The sequence below is a fragment of the Pseudomonas sp. GV085 genome (genome assembly GCF_003050925.1).
Lineage (GTDB): Bacteria > Pseudomonadota > Gammaproteobacteria > Pseudomonadales > Pseudomonadaceae > Aquipseudomonas.
The window spans coordinates 70,850-86,621 of sequence record NZ_QAOV01000013.1 but is presented as its reverse complement, the minus strand read 5'-3'; the positions used below and the strand labels follow the sequence as shown (position 1 = coordinate 86,621).

The following is a 15,772-nucleotide window of genomic DNA, read 5'->3' as shown; positions in this document are numbered from 1 at the left end:
CACGGCCACTCCAATGCGTCGCCTCACGCGGCACGCGCTGGGTGGTCAGCGTAAGAACTTTCTTCATCTTTTGAGTGCTGAGCTTGCGAGGCTGGCCACTTCGAAGCAGGGTCGTTCAATCCCTCAAGACCCGCGTGCGGATAGCGCTTTCGCCATTTGAACACCACAGGTTCCGGGATCTGGGCTGATTGCTGATGTCTCTTGGCGTTAATCCAACACTCTGTGTACCTATTCCTACGTTGGCGAAGCAAAACTGAGCAAACAGGGCGCGCTTCTGTGATCGCCACATAGGTTAGCGTGGGGGGTGGGACCCGCTAAAAACGCAGCAAGCGTAACTCTCGGAAATTACCTACAACCCCGGCGAGAGTCCCCCCGATATCCTGCCTGCCGTGCAAAAAAAAGCTTCGACACGAAAACGCCGCTTTCCTGTTCTGGATAAGCGGCGTTTTTTTAAGCGCGCGTTAGAGGCTTCTCCCACGCATCAGCGATGTCATTCGCGATTGCTAAATCTCGTACGGTATCATGATATAATACCATGAATAATAAACAGCTCAGCACCCTCAAAGCCTTATTTTCAAGACTCACCCCGGCCACCATGGAGTGGTCCCGCATCGAATCCTTGTTCAGCGCTGCTGGGGCCAGAACTATCGAAGGCAATGGTTCACGAGTACGTTTTGAACTGAATGGAGTGGTCGCGACCTTCCACCGGCCGCACCCCGACAAAGAAGCCAAGCCCTATCAGGTGCGTGACGCCCGGGCTTTTCTTGAACAAGCAGGAGTTACCCCGTGAACGTAATGAACTACAACGGCTTCTCAGCCCGGATCGAGTACAGCGATGAAGACGGTCTGTTCGTCGGCCACATTGCGGGCATCAAGGATGTTGTCGGGTTTCACGGCGAGTCAGTCAAAGAACTTCGCACCGCATTCGAAGAGGCCGTCACCGATTATCTGGAGACTTGCGCCAAACTCGGCCGCACCCCACAGAAACCCTATTCAGGCCATCTCAGTCTGCGTCTGGCCCCAGCCCTTCACGCGACGGTTGCCGTGAAAGCTCAGCTAGCCCACAAAAGTATCAATCAGTGGGTCGCTGATGTTCTTGATCGCGAGGCCCATGCTTAAACAGTGAACAAGCCTGTCCGGCTGTAGACCGCTCAAACTCTTCGAACAGAATCGACATCATGCAGCGCATCTACCTCGACCCAAAGGCCGAGATGGTCATCGTCCGCTACGCATCCCATCCGGTGGCCAGCAACTCGGCCAACGATCCCGTCACGTTGCCGGCGTTTGATGCACTGGCTGAATTTCTGAACAGGAAGGAACACCCATGATCACCACCACAACCCACTCCATTGAAGGCCGACAAATTACCGCCTACCTGGACATCGTCAGCGCCGAGTCGGTGCAAGGGATCAACGTCGTCCGTGACGTGTTTGCCGGGATGCGCGACTTTTTCGGCGGACGTTCCCAGACACTGGAGCGGGCGTTGAAGGAGGCGCGCATTCAAGCCACCGATGAGATCAAGGAGCGGGCGCAGGCGCTTGAGGCGGACGCGGTGGTCGGGCTTGATTATGAGATCAGTATGCCGGCCGGCAAAGGCGGGATGGTCGTGGTGTTTGTGACCGGGACTGCGGTCAAGTTGAGGTGAAAGGTGAAAGGCCATTCGTCGGTCACGGGGAAATCCGAACGGCAGGTCCATAGGTGACCGGCTAGTCTCAAAAACCTTGGCGATCGATATTCTTTCAGGCAAAGGGCTTGCCGGTGTCGATCCCGTTTGTTGAAAAGGGGTGAAGAGATGGCTGATCCGTATATCGAGGACGATGGCGCAGAGTTTCCGATCAACAATTGCGTGCGGTGTGGCCAGACCCAATATGTGGCCAGCTTCGGCGAGGACCAGACTGAGGTCGACAAGATCAAGACCAGGGCGTGCCGGGTACTGAAGGGCAAATTCTTACCCAGGGTGACAGCACCGGTCAGGAAGTAATAGAACGTCAGGCAGACCCCGTCATAGAGCGTAATGCTGTTCACTTTGTAGGAGCGAGCTTGCTCGCGATGGACTCAAGAGCGCCGCGTTCAGTCAGTAAATACGCGTTATCGTTAACGACCATCGCGAGCAAGCTCGCTCCTACAAAGAATCACTTCGCTTAAGTGAACAGCATTACGTCAAAGAGCGGGGGTTTTTAATATCTGAAAGGGTTTTATGACAATTTTTTCAAAGTGGTGATCTTTCACAAACTTTTCACAGCAGTCTGCGTAATCTCGACTCATCCGTTAGAAAGCAACACCTGGCCCGTTTCCCCAGCGGGCTTTTTTTTGTCCGTCATAAAACCTTTTCCTAAAGTGCTGTCCAACTGTCGCCAACCGCGAAGTTGGATCGGCGTGCTGGACTTTATCCGTGCAAAAGCATTCAATCTCGCCCCCATTTTTGTTTACCCCTATTTTCGAGGTTTTTGTCATGCGTTTAACACTGCCCGCTCTGGTTCTGGGGCTTCTGGTTGCTCAAGGTGCAATGGCTGGTGACGGCACTGCCGCGTTGGGCGGTGGCTTGGGCGGCGCATTGGGTAACGTGGTCGGCCAGAAGATGGGCGGCAGCACTGGCGCAGCGATTGGTGCAGGTGTCGCTGGCGCGGCGGGCAGCGCTGTTGCTGCCAAAAAAGGTCATCGCACCAGCGCTGCTATCGGTGGCGGTGTCGGCGCGGCCGGCGGTTCGGTGATCGGCAATAGCCTTGGCGGCAAGTCCGGTGCCACCATCGGTGCAGGCCTGGGCGGCGCATTGGGCGGCGGCGTAGGCAGCAATCTGGCCAATGGTCACAAGCGTCACTGATCCTGATCCAGATTTGAACAGAGCCCGGCTTGATGCCGGGCTTTTTCATTTATGAACGTTTCACGCAGCAGCCGCTCAAATCTCCCATACTCCTGAAGAATGCGAGGCGTGCCATGAACCCGAAAACCAACGGCAATAAAACTACAAGCCTGAGTGCTCGACGATTGATGTTGCCTGCGATTGTTTTTGGATGGCTGGTCTCTCAGGTGGCGCTGGCGGGAGGTAATGGAGATGCCGCCGTGGGCGGTGGTCTTGGTGGGGTGCTGGGCAATGTGGTCGGTGGCCAGTTGGGCGGCAGTACTGGTGCAGCGGTTGGTGCGGGTGTCGGCGGAGCGGCCGGCAGTGCCATTGCCGCGCCCAGGCACAGTCGCACCGAGGCGGCGGTAGGCGGTGGTTTGGGCGCGGCGGGTGGATCGGTGGTCGGCAACAGTCTTGGCGGTTCGACCGGATCGGCCATCGGTGCAGGCCTGGGCGGTGCAGCCGGCGGTGCGGTCGGCAATGATCTGGGGAGTGACAGCGGTCACTCCCATTCCGGTAACGGTTATAAACACTCGAACAAACACCACAAAAAGCATCACTAGTTGAGCGAGGCATCCCATGACTGCGAAAAGCGAAGGCAAGGAAGAAAAGGGCCCGAGCGAACGGCCATCCATCAACGATCCCGGCAATGAAGATCCGGGATCGTTGATGGATGATGCGACGGTGCCGCTTAACGATGCTGATGATTTGGGCGATGTGGGGAATATTGAGTTGGAAGATGAGGAAGAGGACGAAGACTGATCGAGTCGTGTTGCCGGATTGACCGGTTGTCTAGCTGATCGAATGCGTCCATCGCCCAGTCCTCGATATGTCGTGGCCTGAGTCTGCGTGATGCCAGTATCGATTTGCAGGTATTGGAGAGGGTGCATTGGGTTCACCCTCATCAGCCTTTGCCCCGCTCCCCCCATTTGTCGCCGAGCCTGCGGCCTTGTTCGCCAGTGGACAGTTCCCCCTCGACCCCAACGGATCAACCCACCCAGTCGGGTTCCGGGTGTACCGATACGGGTTCAATCCTGCGGCCAACTTGACTGGATTCTGCGTCAGATAACGACCGATGTCCGGCTGGTAGTAGCGATGCCGGTTGTAGTGCAGGCCACTCTCAGCATCGAAATATTGCCCCTGAAACCGTAGCGGCTGTTCGAGTCGTTCGCCGTCGCCGTGGCTCCGTTCGCGGAGTTTGCCGTGGGCGGTGTATTTGGCCGACCAGACGACGCCGCCGCCGTAGCTGGTCAGTTCCTGCGGGGTGCCGAGGTGGTCGAGTTGGTAGTAGAACGGGCAGGCGTCTGCCCGGCCTTTGCCGTCGAGCAGCGCCAGCGGACGGAAGCTGCCGGGCTCATAGACGTAGCTGCGGTAGTGTCGGGGACCGCTTTCGGCGATGAGTTGGTCGCCTTGCCAGAAGAATTGCGTGGTCTGGCCGTCGACGGTTTTGCCGATGCGCCGGCCGAATGCGTCGTAGCGGTAGCTGACACGTTTACCGTCAGGGGGGCTGACGCCGATCAGGCGGTGCTGGCAGTCGTAGGTGTATTCAGTAACCTGGGCCGGCATACCGCGGCGTTCGCGGATCAGGTTGCCGAAGGCGTCGTAGTCGTAGTGGCTGTCGCAACGGCGACGCAGACAGTTGCCCTGGAGCACACACGGGCCGGGGCGGTCGTGGATCAGCAGGTTGCCGGCCGGGTCGTGGGTGAAGTTCTCCGCGAACTGGTCGCGGGCGTGGCGTACGCCGGTCAGACGGTCGAGCGCATCGTATTGGTAGCGACGTGAACCGTGGCGGCTGTCGGTAATCTGCAGGAGGTTGCCCTTGATGCTGTAGGCATACTTGCGGCGATACAGCGGTCGTTGCTTTTGGCTGACGGCATGGGCCTGCAAACGACCTTGCTCGTCGTAGGCGTAATCGCTGAGCAGCAGGCCCTGTTGGCGTTGCTGTTCGCGCCCGCCGACAAAGCGATGGCTGGTCAGACGCGTGCCGTTGAGGTCGATGGCCGTGAGGGCGCCTCCCTTGGCGTAGTGGTAGACGAGGACACAGGCGTCCGGCAGGCGCAGGCGCTTGAGCCGACCGCAGGCGTCGTAGCTGTAACGCAGGGTGCCGCGGCCCTGATGTTCGGTGATCAGCCGGTCCTGGCGGTCGTATTCGAACGCCAGCGGATGGTTCTGGCCGTCATCGACACTGACCAGCCGCCCGAGACTGTCGTAGCGGTACTCGACCTTGACCCCATCGGGCAAGATTTTGACCAGTAACCGCCCAGCGCTGTCACGTTGATAACCGGTAACCAGCAGCGAACCGTCGTGGCCAAACTCGGTTTTCTCCAGCAATTGGCCATTGAGGTCGTAGCTGTAGGCGGTACGACGGCCATCAAAGCCGGTTTCCTGTCGGATCAATCCGCCTGGGGTGTAATCCAGCCGGTAAATGTCGCCAACCTCGTTTTCGATCTCGGTGAGCAACAATTGCGCATGTTCGTAGCGGTATTTCAGCACACTGCCGTCGGGGTTGATCCGACGGCTGACCAGGCGCAGGTCGTCGGCGTATTCGTAACGGGTTACCCGTCCCAGTTCGTCGGTGTCGGCGGTGACCTGACCATAGGCGTTGTAGCGATAGGCACGACGGGCACCGGAGGGCCGCGTGGTCCGGGTCAGTCGACCCACGGCGTCCCATTCATAACCGGTGACGGCACCGTGTTCGTCCTGCCGGCTAATCCGCCTTCCTAACGCATCGTAGGAAAAAGTGCGCAGGGCACCGTCCGGCAGGGTCTCTTCCAGCAATTGTCCCAAGGCGTTCCAGACAAATCGGTGACCGCTCTGGTCGGGGAAACGGATCGTCAGCAAGCGCCCCTGCGAATCGTAGAAATAGCGGGTGATCTGCCCGTCGGGATCGGTGACGGCAGTGATGTCGCCCTGGGCATTGCGCTGGTAACTCCATGTCGCCTGACCGCAGGTGCGGGTATGCAGGAAACCGTTGCGATACTCGTAGGACGTGAGCGCCTCATCCGGCGCAAGCGGCGCGATCAGCCGGCCGACCTCGTCATAATGGTATTCGGTGACAGCGCCGAGGGCGTCCTGCTCGGCGATCAGACGGCCCTGATCGTCGTAGGCCTTGTGTTGCTCACCGCCGTCCAGCCCGACGTGGTGTAGCAACCGTGCGCGGTTGTCATGAACGTAAACCTCTTCACTACCGTCGGCGTTGTTCACCGTCACGCCGCCTTCATCGTCCCAGACGTAACGCGCCTCCATCTGCGCAAACGAGGCCCAGTGATGAATGCAGCGGGCCGCCTTGCCGGAGCGTTCCCACGCCCAGAAGAAACTCGCCCCGCCAGCCAGTTGCCGTTGCAGGATGACGTGCCGCTCGTCGTAGTCATAGCGCTCGATTTCACCCGCGGCATTGGTCGCCTCGATCAGTCGCTGGCGGGCGTCGTAGCGGTAGCTGACCAGTGTCTGTTCGGTGCGCCAGGTGTACGCCTCGGGGCCGCTGCGCTGAAACACCTGATAATCGACGGCCATCAGGTGCTTGAGGTCGTAACGCAACAGCAAGGCGCGGTCAGCGCCGTTGTCCAGGCGTTGGATCCGGTCAAGGCGGTCCCGCTGCACCGTCACGTGGTTGCCGTAGGCGTCGCTGATCGCACTGAGCCGGCCGTCATGAAAGTGGTAGAACCGCGCGCGGTCGCCGGCCAGGGCGAGGATCAGTTCATCCGGCTCCTCGCCGAGGTAAATCGCCGTCCGCGACAGGCTGTTGTGGATCACCGGGCGCGTCGCCGTCGGCCGTGGAAATGGCGTGCGGTGGTTTTCGGGGTCGATCCACAGCACCTGCTCGTCGTGGAGCTCCAGGTGCTGGGACAGCGAATGCCTCCAGCCAAAACCGAGGCCGGTGTCGAGTTCGACGGCACTGGTGCGATAGATGCGGGTGAAGTCGAACGGCAAGATCCCGTCGAGGGTGCTGTCCGTGAGGGTCAGCAATACCTCGCCAGTGACCATCGACACCGGGCAGTTGTGGGCGGCGGTGTGATCGACAGTGTCGGTGCTGGCGGCGGTTTCGACCCTATGCATTCGTGTCAAGGGGCCGCTGGCGGGGCATGCCAATACCTTTTTTGGATCGAACATCTGCAGACTTTCGCTTGGCGGAATGTGGGACGTAAAACTCTGCGGAGGATTTTCAAGGAAAGAAGTCGGGAAAGTTGGCGTTTTCTGTAGGGCGATTCACCAAATCACGCAGTGCCATTCGACATGGATCAGGATTTCATCGTTGCTCTAAGCCAGCGGCGCTCGCTATGCTGCTGAATCCTTTAATCCATCCGGGAGTCGGCCTCAGCTGCGTCGGCCGGGATGCCTTGGAAAACGGATCAGATGCGATGAATGCACCACTGAAAGCATTCGGCCCGATCAAGGCCGTGATTTTCGATATGGACGGCTTGTTGCTGGACACGGAGGGCATCTACACCGAAGTCACGTCCATCATCGCCGCGCGTTACGGTCGAACCTTCGACTGGAGCATCAAACAGAACATCATTGGCCGGGGCGCGGGCGATCTGGCGCGCTATGTGGTTGAAGCGCTGGATTTGCCGATTACGGCACAAGAGTTTCTGGTAATCCGTGAGCCGTTGATGCGCGAGCGCTTTCCTACAGCGCAAGCGATGCCTGGTGCACAGGAACTGGTACGGCATCTGAAGGCCAACAACATTCCCATTGCCGTGGGCACTAGTTCTTCGAGCCAGTCGTTCGGCCAGAAAACCACCCTGCACCGCGACTGGTTCGCCTTGTTCGACTTCATCGTCACTGCCGATGACCCCGAGGTGGGTGCCGCCAAACCGGCACCGGATATTTTCCTGACGGCGGCGCGGCGTCTGCGTGTTGCACCTGAAGATTGCCTGGTGTTCGAGGATTCGCCCTTTGGTGTTACGGCGGCGAAAGCAGCGGGGATGACGGCGATTGCAATTCCGGATGCGGCGATGGCCGATGCCAGGTACGCACACGCCGATGGCATTCTTCGTACGTTGAAGGCGTTCGAGCCGGGCGAATTTGGATTGCCGACGCTGGAATGGGCCTAACTAAAAAGACGGGTCGACACTGGCAAGTGTGGGAGCGAGCCTGCTCGCGAAAGCGGTGTTTCAGGCAACATCAACGTGTCTGATACTCCCTCTTCGCGAGCAGGCTCGCTCCCACAGTTATTGCAGTTGGCTGACACGAATCAGGCGCCAAAGCCACCGTCGATGGTCAGGCTGGCCCCTGTGATGTAGCCGGCTTCAGGGCTGACAAGATAGGCGACGAAACTGGCGATTTCTTCGGCCTTGCCGTAGCGGCCCACGGCCATCAACGGGATCAGGCTTTCCGCAAAGTCACCGTGTGCCGGGTTCATGTCGGTATCGACCGGGCCCGGTTGCACGTTATTGATGGTGATGCCTTGCGGGCCGAGATCGCGGGCCAGGCCTTTGGTCAGGCCGACCAGTGCCGACTTGCTCATGGCGTATGGGCCGCCACCGGCGAAGGGCATGCGGTCGGCGTTGGTGCTGCCGATGTTGATGATGCGTCCGCCTTCGGTCATGTATTTGGCGGCGGCCTGGGTGGCGATGAACACGCTGCGCACGTTGATGGCCAGGGTCTGGTCAAAGTCTTCGAGTTTGAACTCGGCCAGCGGTGCGACGGCCAGTACGCCGGCATTGTTGACCAGGATATCCAGGCGACCGAAAGCGTCTACCGTGGCGGACACGGCGCCGCGAATGGCGTCGGCGTCGGCGCTGTCGGCCTTGATGGCCAGGGCCTTGCCGCCTTTGGTGGTGATGCTGTCTTGCAGTTCTTCAGCTTTCGCCGTGGAGCTGACATAGGTGAAGGCAACGGTCGCGCCTTCAGCAGCCAGGCGCTTGACGATAGCTGCGCCGATGCCGCGGGAACCACCTTGAATCAATGCCACTTTGCCGCTGAGGTTCTGAGTAGTCATGTTGATCTCCAAGTCCCGAGGCGAGATGTCCCGGTTGATGGAGGCTAGTATCGATTCAGGATTCCATGCTGTGTAGACCATAGTTGCGATAGTCTGTGTAAACCAAAAGTTTATAGTGGCTCCTATGGAAACCTTCAGCAGTATCGAATGCTTTGTGCGCAGCGCTGAGGTCGGCAGCTTCGCCGAAGCCGCGCGGCGTCTGAGCCTGACACCGGCGGCGGTAGGCAAGAGCGTTGCCAAACTGGAGGCGCGCCTTGGTGTAAGGCTGTTCCAGCGCAGCACCCGCAGCCTGACGCTCACGGAAGCCGGCCAGCTTTTTCTCGGCGAAGTCAGCGGCAGCCTGCACACCATCCAGAATGCCGTGGCCAATCTCGCCAGTGCCGGAGGGCGTCCTGCCGGAACATTAAAAGTCAGCATGGGCACGGTGTTCGGGCGCTTGTACATCGTGCCGTTGCTCGGGGAGTTTCTGCGGCGCTTTCCGGCAATCAACCCGGACTGGCATTTCGACAACCGACAGGTCGACCTGATTGCCCAAGGCTTCGACGCCGCGATTGGCGGCGGATTCGAACTGCCTCAGGGCGTGGTGGCACGCAAGCTGACACCGGCCCATCGCGTGTTGGTGGCTTGCGCCGAATATCTGGCGGCGCGGGAGGCAATCGTCGAGCCGGACGATCTCAAGTATCACGATGGCATCCTCATTCGCTCGCCGCAGACCGGTCGCGTGCGTTCCTGGCAGTTGACCAGTCGTAGTCAGCAACACAGTCCATTGACCCTCAAGGCGCGGATGACCATGAGCGATTCGGAAGCCGCCTGCGCCACGGCGAGCCAGGGTTTGGGCATTGCCTTGGTGAGCATGCCGTTCGCCGTGGGTTATCTGGAGGTGGGGACGTTGCAGCGGGTGTTGCCGGACTGGTATGTCGACGACGGCAACATTTCTATCTATTACGCCGAACACAAACTGCTGCCCGGCAAGACCCGGGCGTTTGTCGAATTCGTCATCGAGCAGTTTATCGAGCAGGGGTTGGGGCAGAGGTTCAGTGCGGTTTGAGGCAGGCTCAAGACCGCGATGAACGATAACGCGGTCTACCGGGCAAACCGCCCCGGCCAGCCAATGATCTTCTTCGGCCGCGGCGTCGCATACGTCCGCACCTTCGAGGTCGACAACCCCAACCGTACCAACGATTCGGCGATGGTCACCGCCGCCGTCACACCATCCACCACCGGTACCCCGGTACGCCGACGAATCTGCTCGTCCAGCCCGGCCATGCCGCCGCAGCCCAGGCAGATCACTTCGGCCTTGTCCTGGGTCACCGCCAATTCGGCCTGATGCACGATGGCCTCCAATGCGCGTTGCGGCTCGCGCTCCAGTTCCAGCACCGCCAAACCACTGGCGCGCACCGAGGCGCAGCGGTCCCAAAGGCCGGAGAGCTTGAGGCGATCTTCGATCAGCGGCACGGTGCGGTCGAGGGTGGTGACCACGGAGTAAGCGTGACCGAGGAACATTGCCGTGCTGGCGGCCGCATCAGTGATGTCGACCACCGGCACGTTGAGCAATTCCTGCAAGCCTTCACGACCATGCTCGCCATAGCCGGCCTGGATCACGGCGTCGAATGGCTGGTCGTAGGACATCACCCGGTCCATGACCGCGATGGCCGCCAGGTAGCTTTCGAAATTGCCTTCGATGGAGTCGGCGCCGAAGTAAGGGGTGAGGCCGACGATTTCCGTGCCGGGCGACGCGACGGCTTGCGCCGAACGGGCGATGGCCTGGGTGATGGATTCGGTGGTGTTGACGTTGACCACGAGAATGCGCATGGGGAGTCCTTATTGCAGGTAGTTCTGCAGCCCGACAATGCCGGGCTGCAACAGGTTTAATGACTGACGTTGTCGACCGCGATGGCTTCGCCGCTGACATCGGCGTAGTGCGGTTGGCGCTTGGCGATGATCAGGTAGAGCATCCCGGCGATGCCGGCACCAATCAGCCAGGAGAACGGCGAGACGCTGTGGAACCCAGGCACCAGTGCCAGGACGATGGCGATCAAAGCAGCAGGAATGAACGCCGCCACCGCGCGTAAATTGACCCCGCGACTGTAGTAATACGCGCCGTTGGGGTCTTCGCTGTACAGCTGCGGTACATTGACCTGGCCTTTTCGCACCAGCCAGTAATCGACCATGATCACGCCGTACAACGGGCCGAGCAGGGCACCGAGGCCGGACAGGAAGTACACGATCACCAGCGGGCTGTTGTAGAGGTTCCACGGCAGGATCAGCACGGCGATGGTCGCGCTGATCAGCCCGGCGCGGCGGAAAGTCAGGTACTTGGGCGCCAGGTTGCTGAGCACGAACGCCGGGGCGACGAAGTTGGCCATGATGTTCACCGCCACGGTGACGATCAGGAACGCCAGGCAGCCGAGCACCAGGAAGAAGGTGTTGGGGATCGAGGCGATGATTTCGGTCGGGCTCTCGATGATCCGGCCATTGATCTGAAATTGCGCGCCGCACAGCAGGACGGTGATGCTGGCGAACACCAGAATGTTCACCGGCAAGCCCCAGAAATTTCCGACCTTGATGGTTTTACGGCACGGCGAAGAGCGGGCGAAGTCACAGAAGTTGAGGATCAAGGTGCCGTAGATCGCCAGCCACAACGCGCCACCGGCAAAGATGTTGCGCCACATCTCAGCGCCAGTCAGCGGCTCACGGATCGACCAGGCAATGGTCGCATCGGCCTGGGTGTACATCCACGCGGCGAGGGCGGCGACGGTCAGCAGAATTACCGGGCCGGCAAATGCCTCGTAGCGTCGCACCATCTCCATGCCATAGGCGAGGATCGCCAGTTGTACGAACCAGATCGCGACGAAACACACCCAGCCCAGGGTCGACAGGCCGAGGATCGAGTCGTGGTCGTAGTCGGCGAACCCGGGATGGACCGCTGTCAACAACACGCGAAACACCACGGACGCAAGGTACGTCTGAATACCGAACCAAGCGATGGCGATCACGGCGCGGATCAATGCAGGAATCTGCGCACCGTGAATGCCGAAACTGATCCGGCTGATGACCGGAAACGGTACCCCGGTCTTTTGTCCCATATAGCCAGACAGGTTCATGAAGAAGTAAACCAGCGCTGCACCGATCCCCAGGGACAACAGGATCTGCCAGCCGCCCAGGCCCAGAGCATACAGACCGATGGCGAAGGAGTAGTTGGCAATGTTGTGAACGTCGTTGGTCCACAGGGCGAAGATGCTGTAGCGACCCCAGCGCCGGCCTTCGGTCTTGGTCGGGGCGAGATCCTTATTGTGCAGTCGGGGGCTGAGCACGACAGGGGCTTGATGCGCCTGGTTGTCGGCAGTGTGGGTGGAATGGGAGGAGGGTAGATCCAGCGCGATGTTGTTATTGGAGAGACTAGTACGCATTCCGGCAGGCTCCTGATGCTCGACGCCGCGATGACTGTGCATGAGCGTTGGCTCGACAAATCTTCGTCGCGGGTGGCGAATATCACTGGTTACGGGGCATCTGCAGCCTGTACGGGATAGGGCGCTTCAGGCTTGCGGATCTAAAGTGTGTGTATGTTTTGATCTAATTGTATACAAAACATGTATGCACTTAAGCCAGATCCATGCCAGTCGCGATTCTATAAAAACCAGTGTTCATTTCGTTTTGTTATCGAAAACGAATAACTGACTGAAAAATAGAAAATTTAAATTGACCGATTGAACAGGTATTTATTTTTTGAGAGGGAAGATGTGGGCGAGGTGATGAGAAAGGAGATGTAACTTTTTGGGGCGCTGAAACTAAAAGTGCACACATAAATGGCACCGATGGTGACATTCCTGTGTACACATTTTTTTGAAGCTGCAGATAACACTGTAGGAGCGAGCCTGCTCGCGATGAACCCGAGAACGCAGCGGGGTATCAGGCACCCCGCGTTATCGTTGGCGACCATCGCGAGCAGGCTCGCTCCTACAGTGGGTTTACGCTTTGGATTTACTGATGATATTCCCCGCATGCAGCCCGCATTCCTTCTGCGTCGCTTCTTCCCACCACCAGCGGCCTTCGCGCTCATGCTGGTTCGGCAGTACCGGGCGGGTGCAGGGTTCGCAGCCGATGCTGATGAAGCCGCGTTCGTGCAGGCTGTTGTACGGCAGTTCCAGCATGCGGATGTAGCCCCAGATCTCTTCGCTGGTCATTTGCGCCAGCGGGTTGAACTTGTACAGGGTGCGTTCCGGGGTGGAGAACGCGGTGTCGATTTCCAACACCGCGACGGCGCTGCGGGTGCCGGGGCTCTGGTCGCGGCGCTGGCCGGTGGCCCAGGCTTTCACGCCGCACAACTTGCGGCGCAGCGGTTCGATCTTGCGGATGCCGCAGCATTCGCCATGGCCATCCTTGTAGAAGCTGAACAGGCCTTTTTCCTTCACGAAGGGTTCAAGTTTCGTGTGGTCCGGCGACACCAGCTCGATGTCGATCTTGTAGTGCTCGCGCACCTGATCGATGAAGCGGTAGGTCTCGGGGTGCAGGCGGCCGGTGTCGAGGCTGAACACCTTGACGTTCTTGTTCAGCTTCCAGGCCATGTCCACCAGCACCACGTCCTCGGCGCCGCTGAAAGATATCCACAGGTCATCGCCGAACTCGGCAAACGCGAGCTTCAGGATGTCCTGGGCGGATTTGTTGGCATAGGTCGTGGCGAGTTCCACGACGTCGAACGTTGGGCTCATCAGGGCGGCTTCCTACAGGTCGGTGGCGCTGGGCGCTCTATATGGGGTCGATGGTAACAAAAAGCTGCACGGGCCGGGGCATCCTCTGCGTTGCGCAGGCAGGTCCGAGTCGCTAGAGTTCGGCAGGCTTTATGCTCGCTCGACTCAATAATCAATACAAATGGGAGTGTCTTGTGGAAATTGCCTGTCTGGATCTTGAAGGTGTGCTGGTTCCGGAAATCTGGATCGCCTTCGCCGAAAAAACCGGGATCGAATCCCTCAGGGCCACCACTCGGGACATTCCCGACTACGACGTGCTGATGAAGCAGCGCCTGCGGATTCTCGACGAGCACGGCCTGAAACTTTCCGACATTCAGGAAGTGATCGCCACGCTCAAGCCACTGGACGGCGCCATCGAGTTCGTCGACTGGCTGCGCGAGCGCTTCCAGGTAGTGATCCTGTCGGACACCTTCTATGAGTTCTCCCAGCCACTGATGCGCCAACTGGGCTTCCCGACCTTGCTCTGCCATCGTCTGATTACCGACGACAGCGGGCGCGTCACTGGTTACCAGTTGCGTCAGAAAGATCCCAAGCGTCAGTCGGTCCTGGCCTTCAAGAGCCTCTACTACCGGGTGATCGCGGCGGGGGATTCCTACAACGACACCACGATGCTGGGCGAGGCCGATGCCGGGATTCTGTTCCATGCGCCGGAAAACGTGATTGCGCAGTTCCCGCAGTTCCCGGCGGTGCACACGTTTGAAGAGCTGAAGCAGGAGTTCATCAAGGCTTCGAACCGGACCTTGAGCCTGTAATCACATTCCCTGTAGGAGCAGCCGGTCGACGCTCGATTGCTCGCGATGAACCTGAGAACTCTGCGGGGTATCAGGCTTGCCGCGTTATCGTTGACGACCATCGCGAGCAAGCTCGCTCCTACAGGGGCAGGGGTGTCAGAGGTTTTGCAGGGTATCGAGCAACACCTTCACCTTGGTAATCGATTCCTGATACTCAGCCTGCCACTCCGAGTCCGCGACAATCCCGCCGCCGCCCCAGCAACACACCTGCTCGTCCTTGACCAGCAAACTGCGGATGGCGATGGAGCTGTCCATCTCGCCGCGCACGTCCAGGTACAGCAACGAACCGCAATACAGTCCGCGTCGGGTCGGTTCCAGCTCATCGATGATCTGCATGGCGCGAATCTTTGGCGCGCCGGTAATCGAACCGCCGGGAAAGCTGCCGGCGATCAGGTCCAGGGCATCGCGCCCATCCGCCAGTTCACCGGTCACGCTGCTCACCAGGTGGTGCACGTTCGGATAGCTTTCCAGGCTGAACAGTTCCGGCACCCGAACCGAACCGGTGCGGCAGGTCCGGCCGAGGTCATTGCGCAGCAGGTCGACGATCATCAGGTTTTCCGCGCGATCCTTGGGGCTGGCCAGCAGTTCGGCGGCGTTCGCGGCGTCTTGCTCAGGTGTCAGGCCCCGCGGGCGAGTGCCCTTGATCGGGCGGGTTTCCACATGACCCTGGCTGACTTTGACGAAGCGTTCCGGCGACAGGCTGAGTACGGCATCGCCGTCAGGCAGGCTCTGAAAACCGGAAAAAGGCGTCGGGCATGCTGCGCGCAGCGCACAGTAAGCGGCCCACGGATCACCTTGGCAGGGTGCGCGAAACCGTTGGGCGAAGTTGACCTGGTAACAGTCGCCGGCCTGGATGTATTGCTGGATGCGCTCGATTGCCTGTTGATACTGGTCAGCGCTCAAGTCGGCAGTTATCGAGGTGAGCAGTTTGAAGGGCGCGACCACTTCCGGTGCAGGCTGGCTGAACAGATCGATCAGGCGCTGGCGTTCGCCGGTGGACAGTGTCGGGTGGAACACCAATTGACTGGTCAGCGAAAGGTGATCGCTGACCAATGCCCAGCCGTACAGGCCGAAACGTGCGTCAGGCAGTTGCAGGTCGTCCCGTGCCTGGCTCGGCAGGCGCTCCAGATGTCGGCCGAAGTCGTAACTCAGGTAGCCGATCAACCCACCGGCAAACGGCAACTCATAATCTGCGGGCAAATTGGCTTCGCCCAGGCGTGTCAGGTTGTCGCGCAGGCGTTGCAGGAAGGCGTCGCCACTTTCGTCGGGCGATACCGTCAGTTGTTCCAGTGGCCAGGCGCTGAGCAGGTCATAGCGACCGCGATCAGCACTGGGGCGGCCGCTGTCGAGCAGCACGGCGCCGGGGGCATGGCGAATCGCCGCGAAGTACTCGGCGGGGTTGGCGCGATAGGGCAGCGGGTGTACGGAACAGGTCAGCATGGGCGAGGGAGAT

The 15,772-nt window shown here is 59.7% G+C and carries 16 protein-coding genes and 2 pseudogenes; 11 read left to right on the top strand and 7 right to left on the bottom strand.

All coding sequences use genetic code 11. From position 1 onward, the window contains the following. Window position 1: 1 nt before the first annotated feature. A pseudogene (locus C8K63_RS24025) lies at window positions 2–214 on the bottom strand (helix-turn-helix domain-containing protein); the annotation flags it as partial. Window positions 215–535: 321 nt separating this feature from the next. Between C8K63_RS24025 and C8K63_RS24020 the strand changes: the two are divergent. The 8 genes and pseudogenes from C8K63_RS24020 to C8K63_RS23985 all read left to right on the top strand — a co-directional run bounded on the left by C8K63_RS24020 (window position 536) and on the right by C8K63_RS23985 (window position 3,601). Next, complete coding sequence (locus tag C8K63_RS24020) at window positions 536–790, top strand: type II toxin-antitoxin system HicA family toxin (protein ID WP_108218942.1); 255 nt, start codon at window positions 536–538, stop codon at window positions 788–790. Continuing rightward, complete coding sequence (locus tag C8K63_RS24015; protein ID WP_108218941.1) at window positions 787–1,119, top strand: type II toxin-antitoxin system HicB family antitoxin; 333 nt, start codon at window positions 787–789, stop codon at window positions 1,117–1,119. The genes C8K63_RS24020 and C8K63_RS24015 overlap by 4 nt, the downstream gene beginning before the upstream one ends. A 62-nt stretch (window positions 1,120–1,181) precedes the next feature. Continuing rightward, a pseudogene (locus C8K63_RS24010) lies at window positions 1,182–1,328 on the top strand (6-aminohexanoate hydrolase); the annotation flags it as partial. Beyond that, window positions 1,325–1,645 (top strand): YbjQ family protein, encoded by a 321-nt coding sequence (locus C8K63_RS24005; RefSeq protein ID WP_108218940.1) that lies wholly within the window; start codon window positions 1,325–1,327, stop codon window positions 1,643–1,645. The pseudogene C8K63_RS24010 and the gene C8K63_RS24005, both read left to right, overlap by 4 nt. A gap of 147 nt (window positions 1,646–1,792) precedes the next feature. Then, window positions 1,793–1,981, top strand: coding sequence for a hypothetical protein (locus C8K63_RS24000; protein ID WP_108218939.1), 189 nt, complete (start codon window positions 1,793–1,795; stop codon window positions 1,979–1,981). Window positions 1,982–2,452: 471 nt separating this feature from the next. Further along, window positions 2,453–2,821 carry a hypothetical protein gene (locus C8K63_RS23995; protein WP_007988063.1) on the top strand — a complete coding sequence of 123 codons (369 nt, stop codon included), beginning with the start codon at window positions 2,453–2,455 and terminating at the stop codon, window positions 2,819–2,821. A 113-nt stretch (window positions 2,822–2,934) separates the two neighbouring features. Then, a complete protein-coding gene (locus tag C8K63_RS23990; protein WP_108219054.1) occupies window positions 2,935–3,402 on the top strand; it encodes a glycine zipper domain-containing protein in 468 nt (155 codons plus the stop codon). Between the two features lie 16 nt (window positions 3,403–3,418). Then, window positions 3,419–3,601, top strand: a complete 183-nt coding sequence (locus C8K63_RS23985; RefSeq protein ID WP_108218938.1) for a hypothetical protein — start codon at window positions 3,419–3,421, stop codon at window positions 3,599–3,601. A 30-nt stretch (window positions 3,602–3,631) separates the two neighbouring features. On the opposite strand, the gene C8K63_RS23980 is transcribed toward C8K63_RS23985, so the two are convergent. Then, window positions 3,632–6,949 (bottom strand): RHS repeat-associated core domain-containing protein, encoded by a 3,318-nt coding sequence (locus tag C8K63_RS23980; RefSeq protein ID WP_108218937.1) that lies wholly within the window; start codon window positions 6,947–6,949, stop codon window positions 3,632–3,634. A 248-nt stretch (window positions 6,950–7,197) separates the two neighbouring features. On the opposite strand from C8K63_RS23980, the gene C8K63_RS23975 reads away from it, so the two are divergent. Continuing rightward, a complete protein-coding gene (locus C8K63_RS23975) occupies window positions 7,198–7,893 on the top strand; it encodes an HAD-IA family hydrolase (RefSeq protein ID WP_108218936.1) in 696 nt (231 codons plus the stop codon). A 140-nt stretch (window positions 7,894–8,033) separates the two neighbouring features. Here the strand turns inward: C8K63_RS23975 and C8K63_RS23970 are convergent, their stop codons facing one another. Then, the gene (locus C8K63_RS23970; RefSeq protein WP_108218935.1) at window positions 8,034–8,780 is read right to left on the bottom strand and encodes a 3-oxoacyl-ACP reductase family protein; all 747 of its coding nucleotides are present in this window, start codon (window positions 8,778–8,780) and stop codon (window positions 8,034–8,036) included. Window positions 8,781–8,904: 124 nt separating this feature from the next. Here C8K63_RS23970 and C8K63_RS23965 point away from each other — a divergent pair, with 124 nt between their 5' ends. Beyond that, window positions 8,905–9,828, top strand: coding sequence for a LysR family transcriptional regulator (locus tag C8K63_RS23965; protein ID WP_108218934.1), 924 nt, complete (start codon window positions 8,905–8,907; stop codon window positions 9,826–9,828). A gap of 35 nt (window positions 9,829–9,863) precedes the next feature. Here the strand turns inward: C8K63_RS23965 and C8K63_RS23960 are convergent, their stop codons facing one another. The 3 genes from C8K63_RS23960 to C8K63_RS23945 form a co-directional block, all read right to left on the bottom strand. After that, window positions 9,864–10,592, bottom strand: a complete 729-nt coding sequence (locus tag C8K63_RS23960; RefSeq protein ID WP_108218933.1) for an aspartate/glutamate racemase family protein — start codon at window positions 10,590–10,592, stop codon at window positions 9,864–9,866. Between the two features lie 56 nt (window positions 10,593–10,648). Then, the gene (locus C8K63_RS23955) at window positions 10,649–12,190 is read right to left on the bottom strand and encodes an NCS1 family nucleobase:cation symporter-1 (RefSeq protein ID WP_108218932.1); all 1,542 of its coding nucleotides are present in this window, start codon (window positions 12,188–12,190) and stop codon (window positions 10,649–10,651) included. Between the two features lie 558 nt (window positions 12,191–12,748). Further along, the gene (locus C8K63_RS23945) at window positions 12,749–13,489 is read right to left on the bottom strand and encodes a phosphoadenylyl-sulfate reductase (RefSeq protein ID WP_108218930.1); all 741 of its coding nucleotides are present in this window, start codon (window positions 13,487–13,489) and stop codon (window positions 12,749–12,751) included. A gap of 173 nt (window positions 13,490–13,662) precedes the next feature. Between C8K63_RS23945 and thrH the strand changes: the two genes are divergently transcribed. Continuing rightward, window positions 13,663–14,280, top strand: a complete 618-nt coding sequence (gene thrH, locus C8K63_RS23940; RefSeq protein ID WP_108218929.1) for a bifunctional phosphoserine phosphatase/homoserine phosphotransferase ThrH — start codon at window positions 13,663–13,665, stop codon at window positions 14,278–14,280. Window positions 14,281–14,415: 135 nt separating this feature from the next. On the opposite strand, the gene pabB is transcribed toward thrH, so the two are convergent. Further along, window positions 14,416–15,759 carry an aminodeoxychorismate synthase component I gene (gene pabB / locus C8K63_RS23935; protein ID WP_108218928.1) on the bottom strand — a complete coding sequence of 448 codons (1,344 nt, stop codon included), beginning with the start codon at window positions 15,757–15,759 and terminating at the stop codon, window positions 14,416–14,418. Window positions 15,760–15,772: the final 13 nt, after the last annotated feature.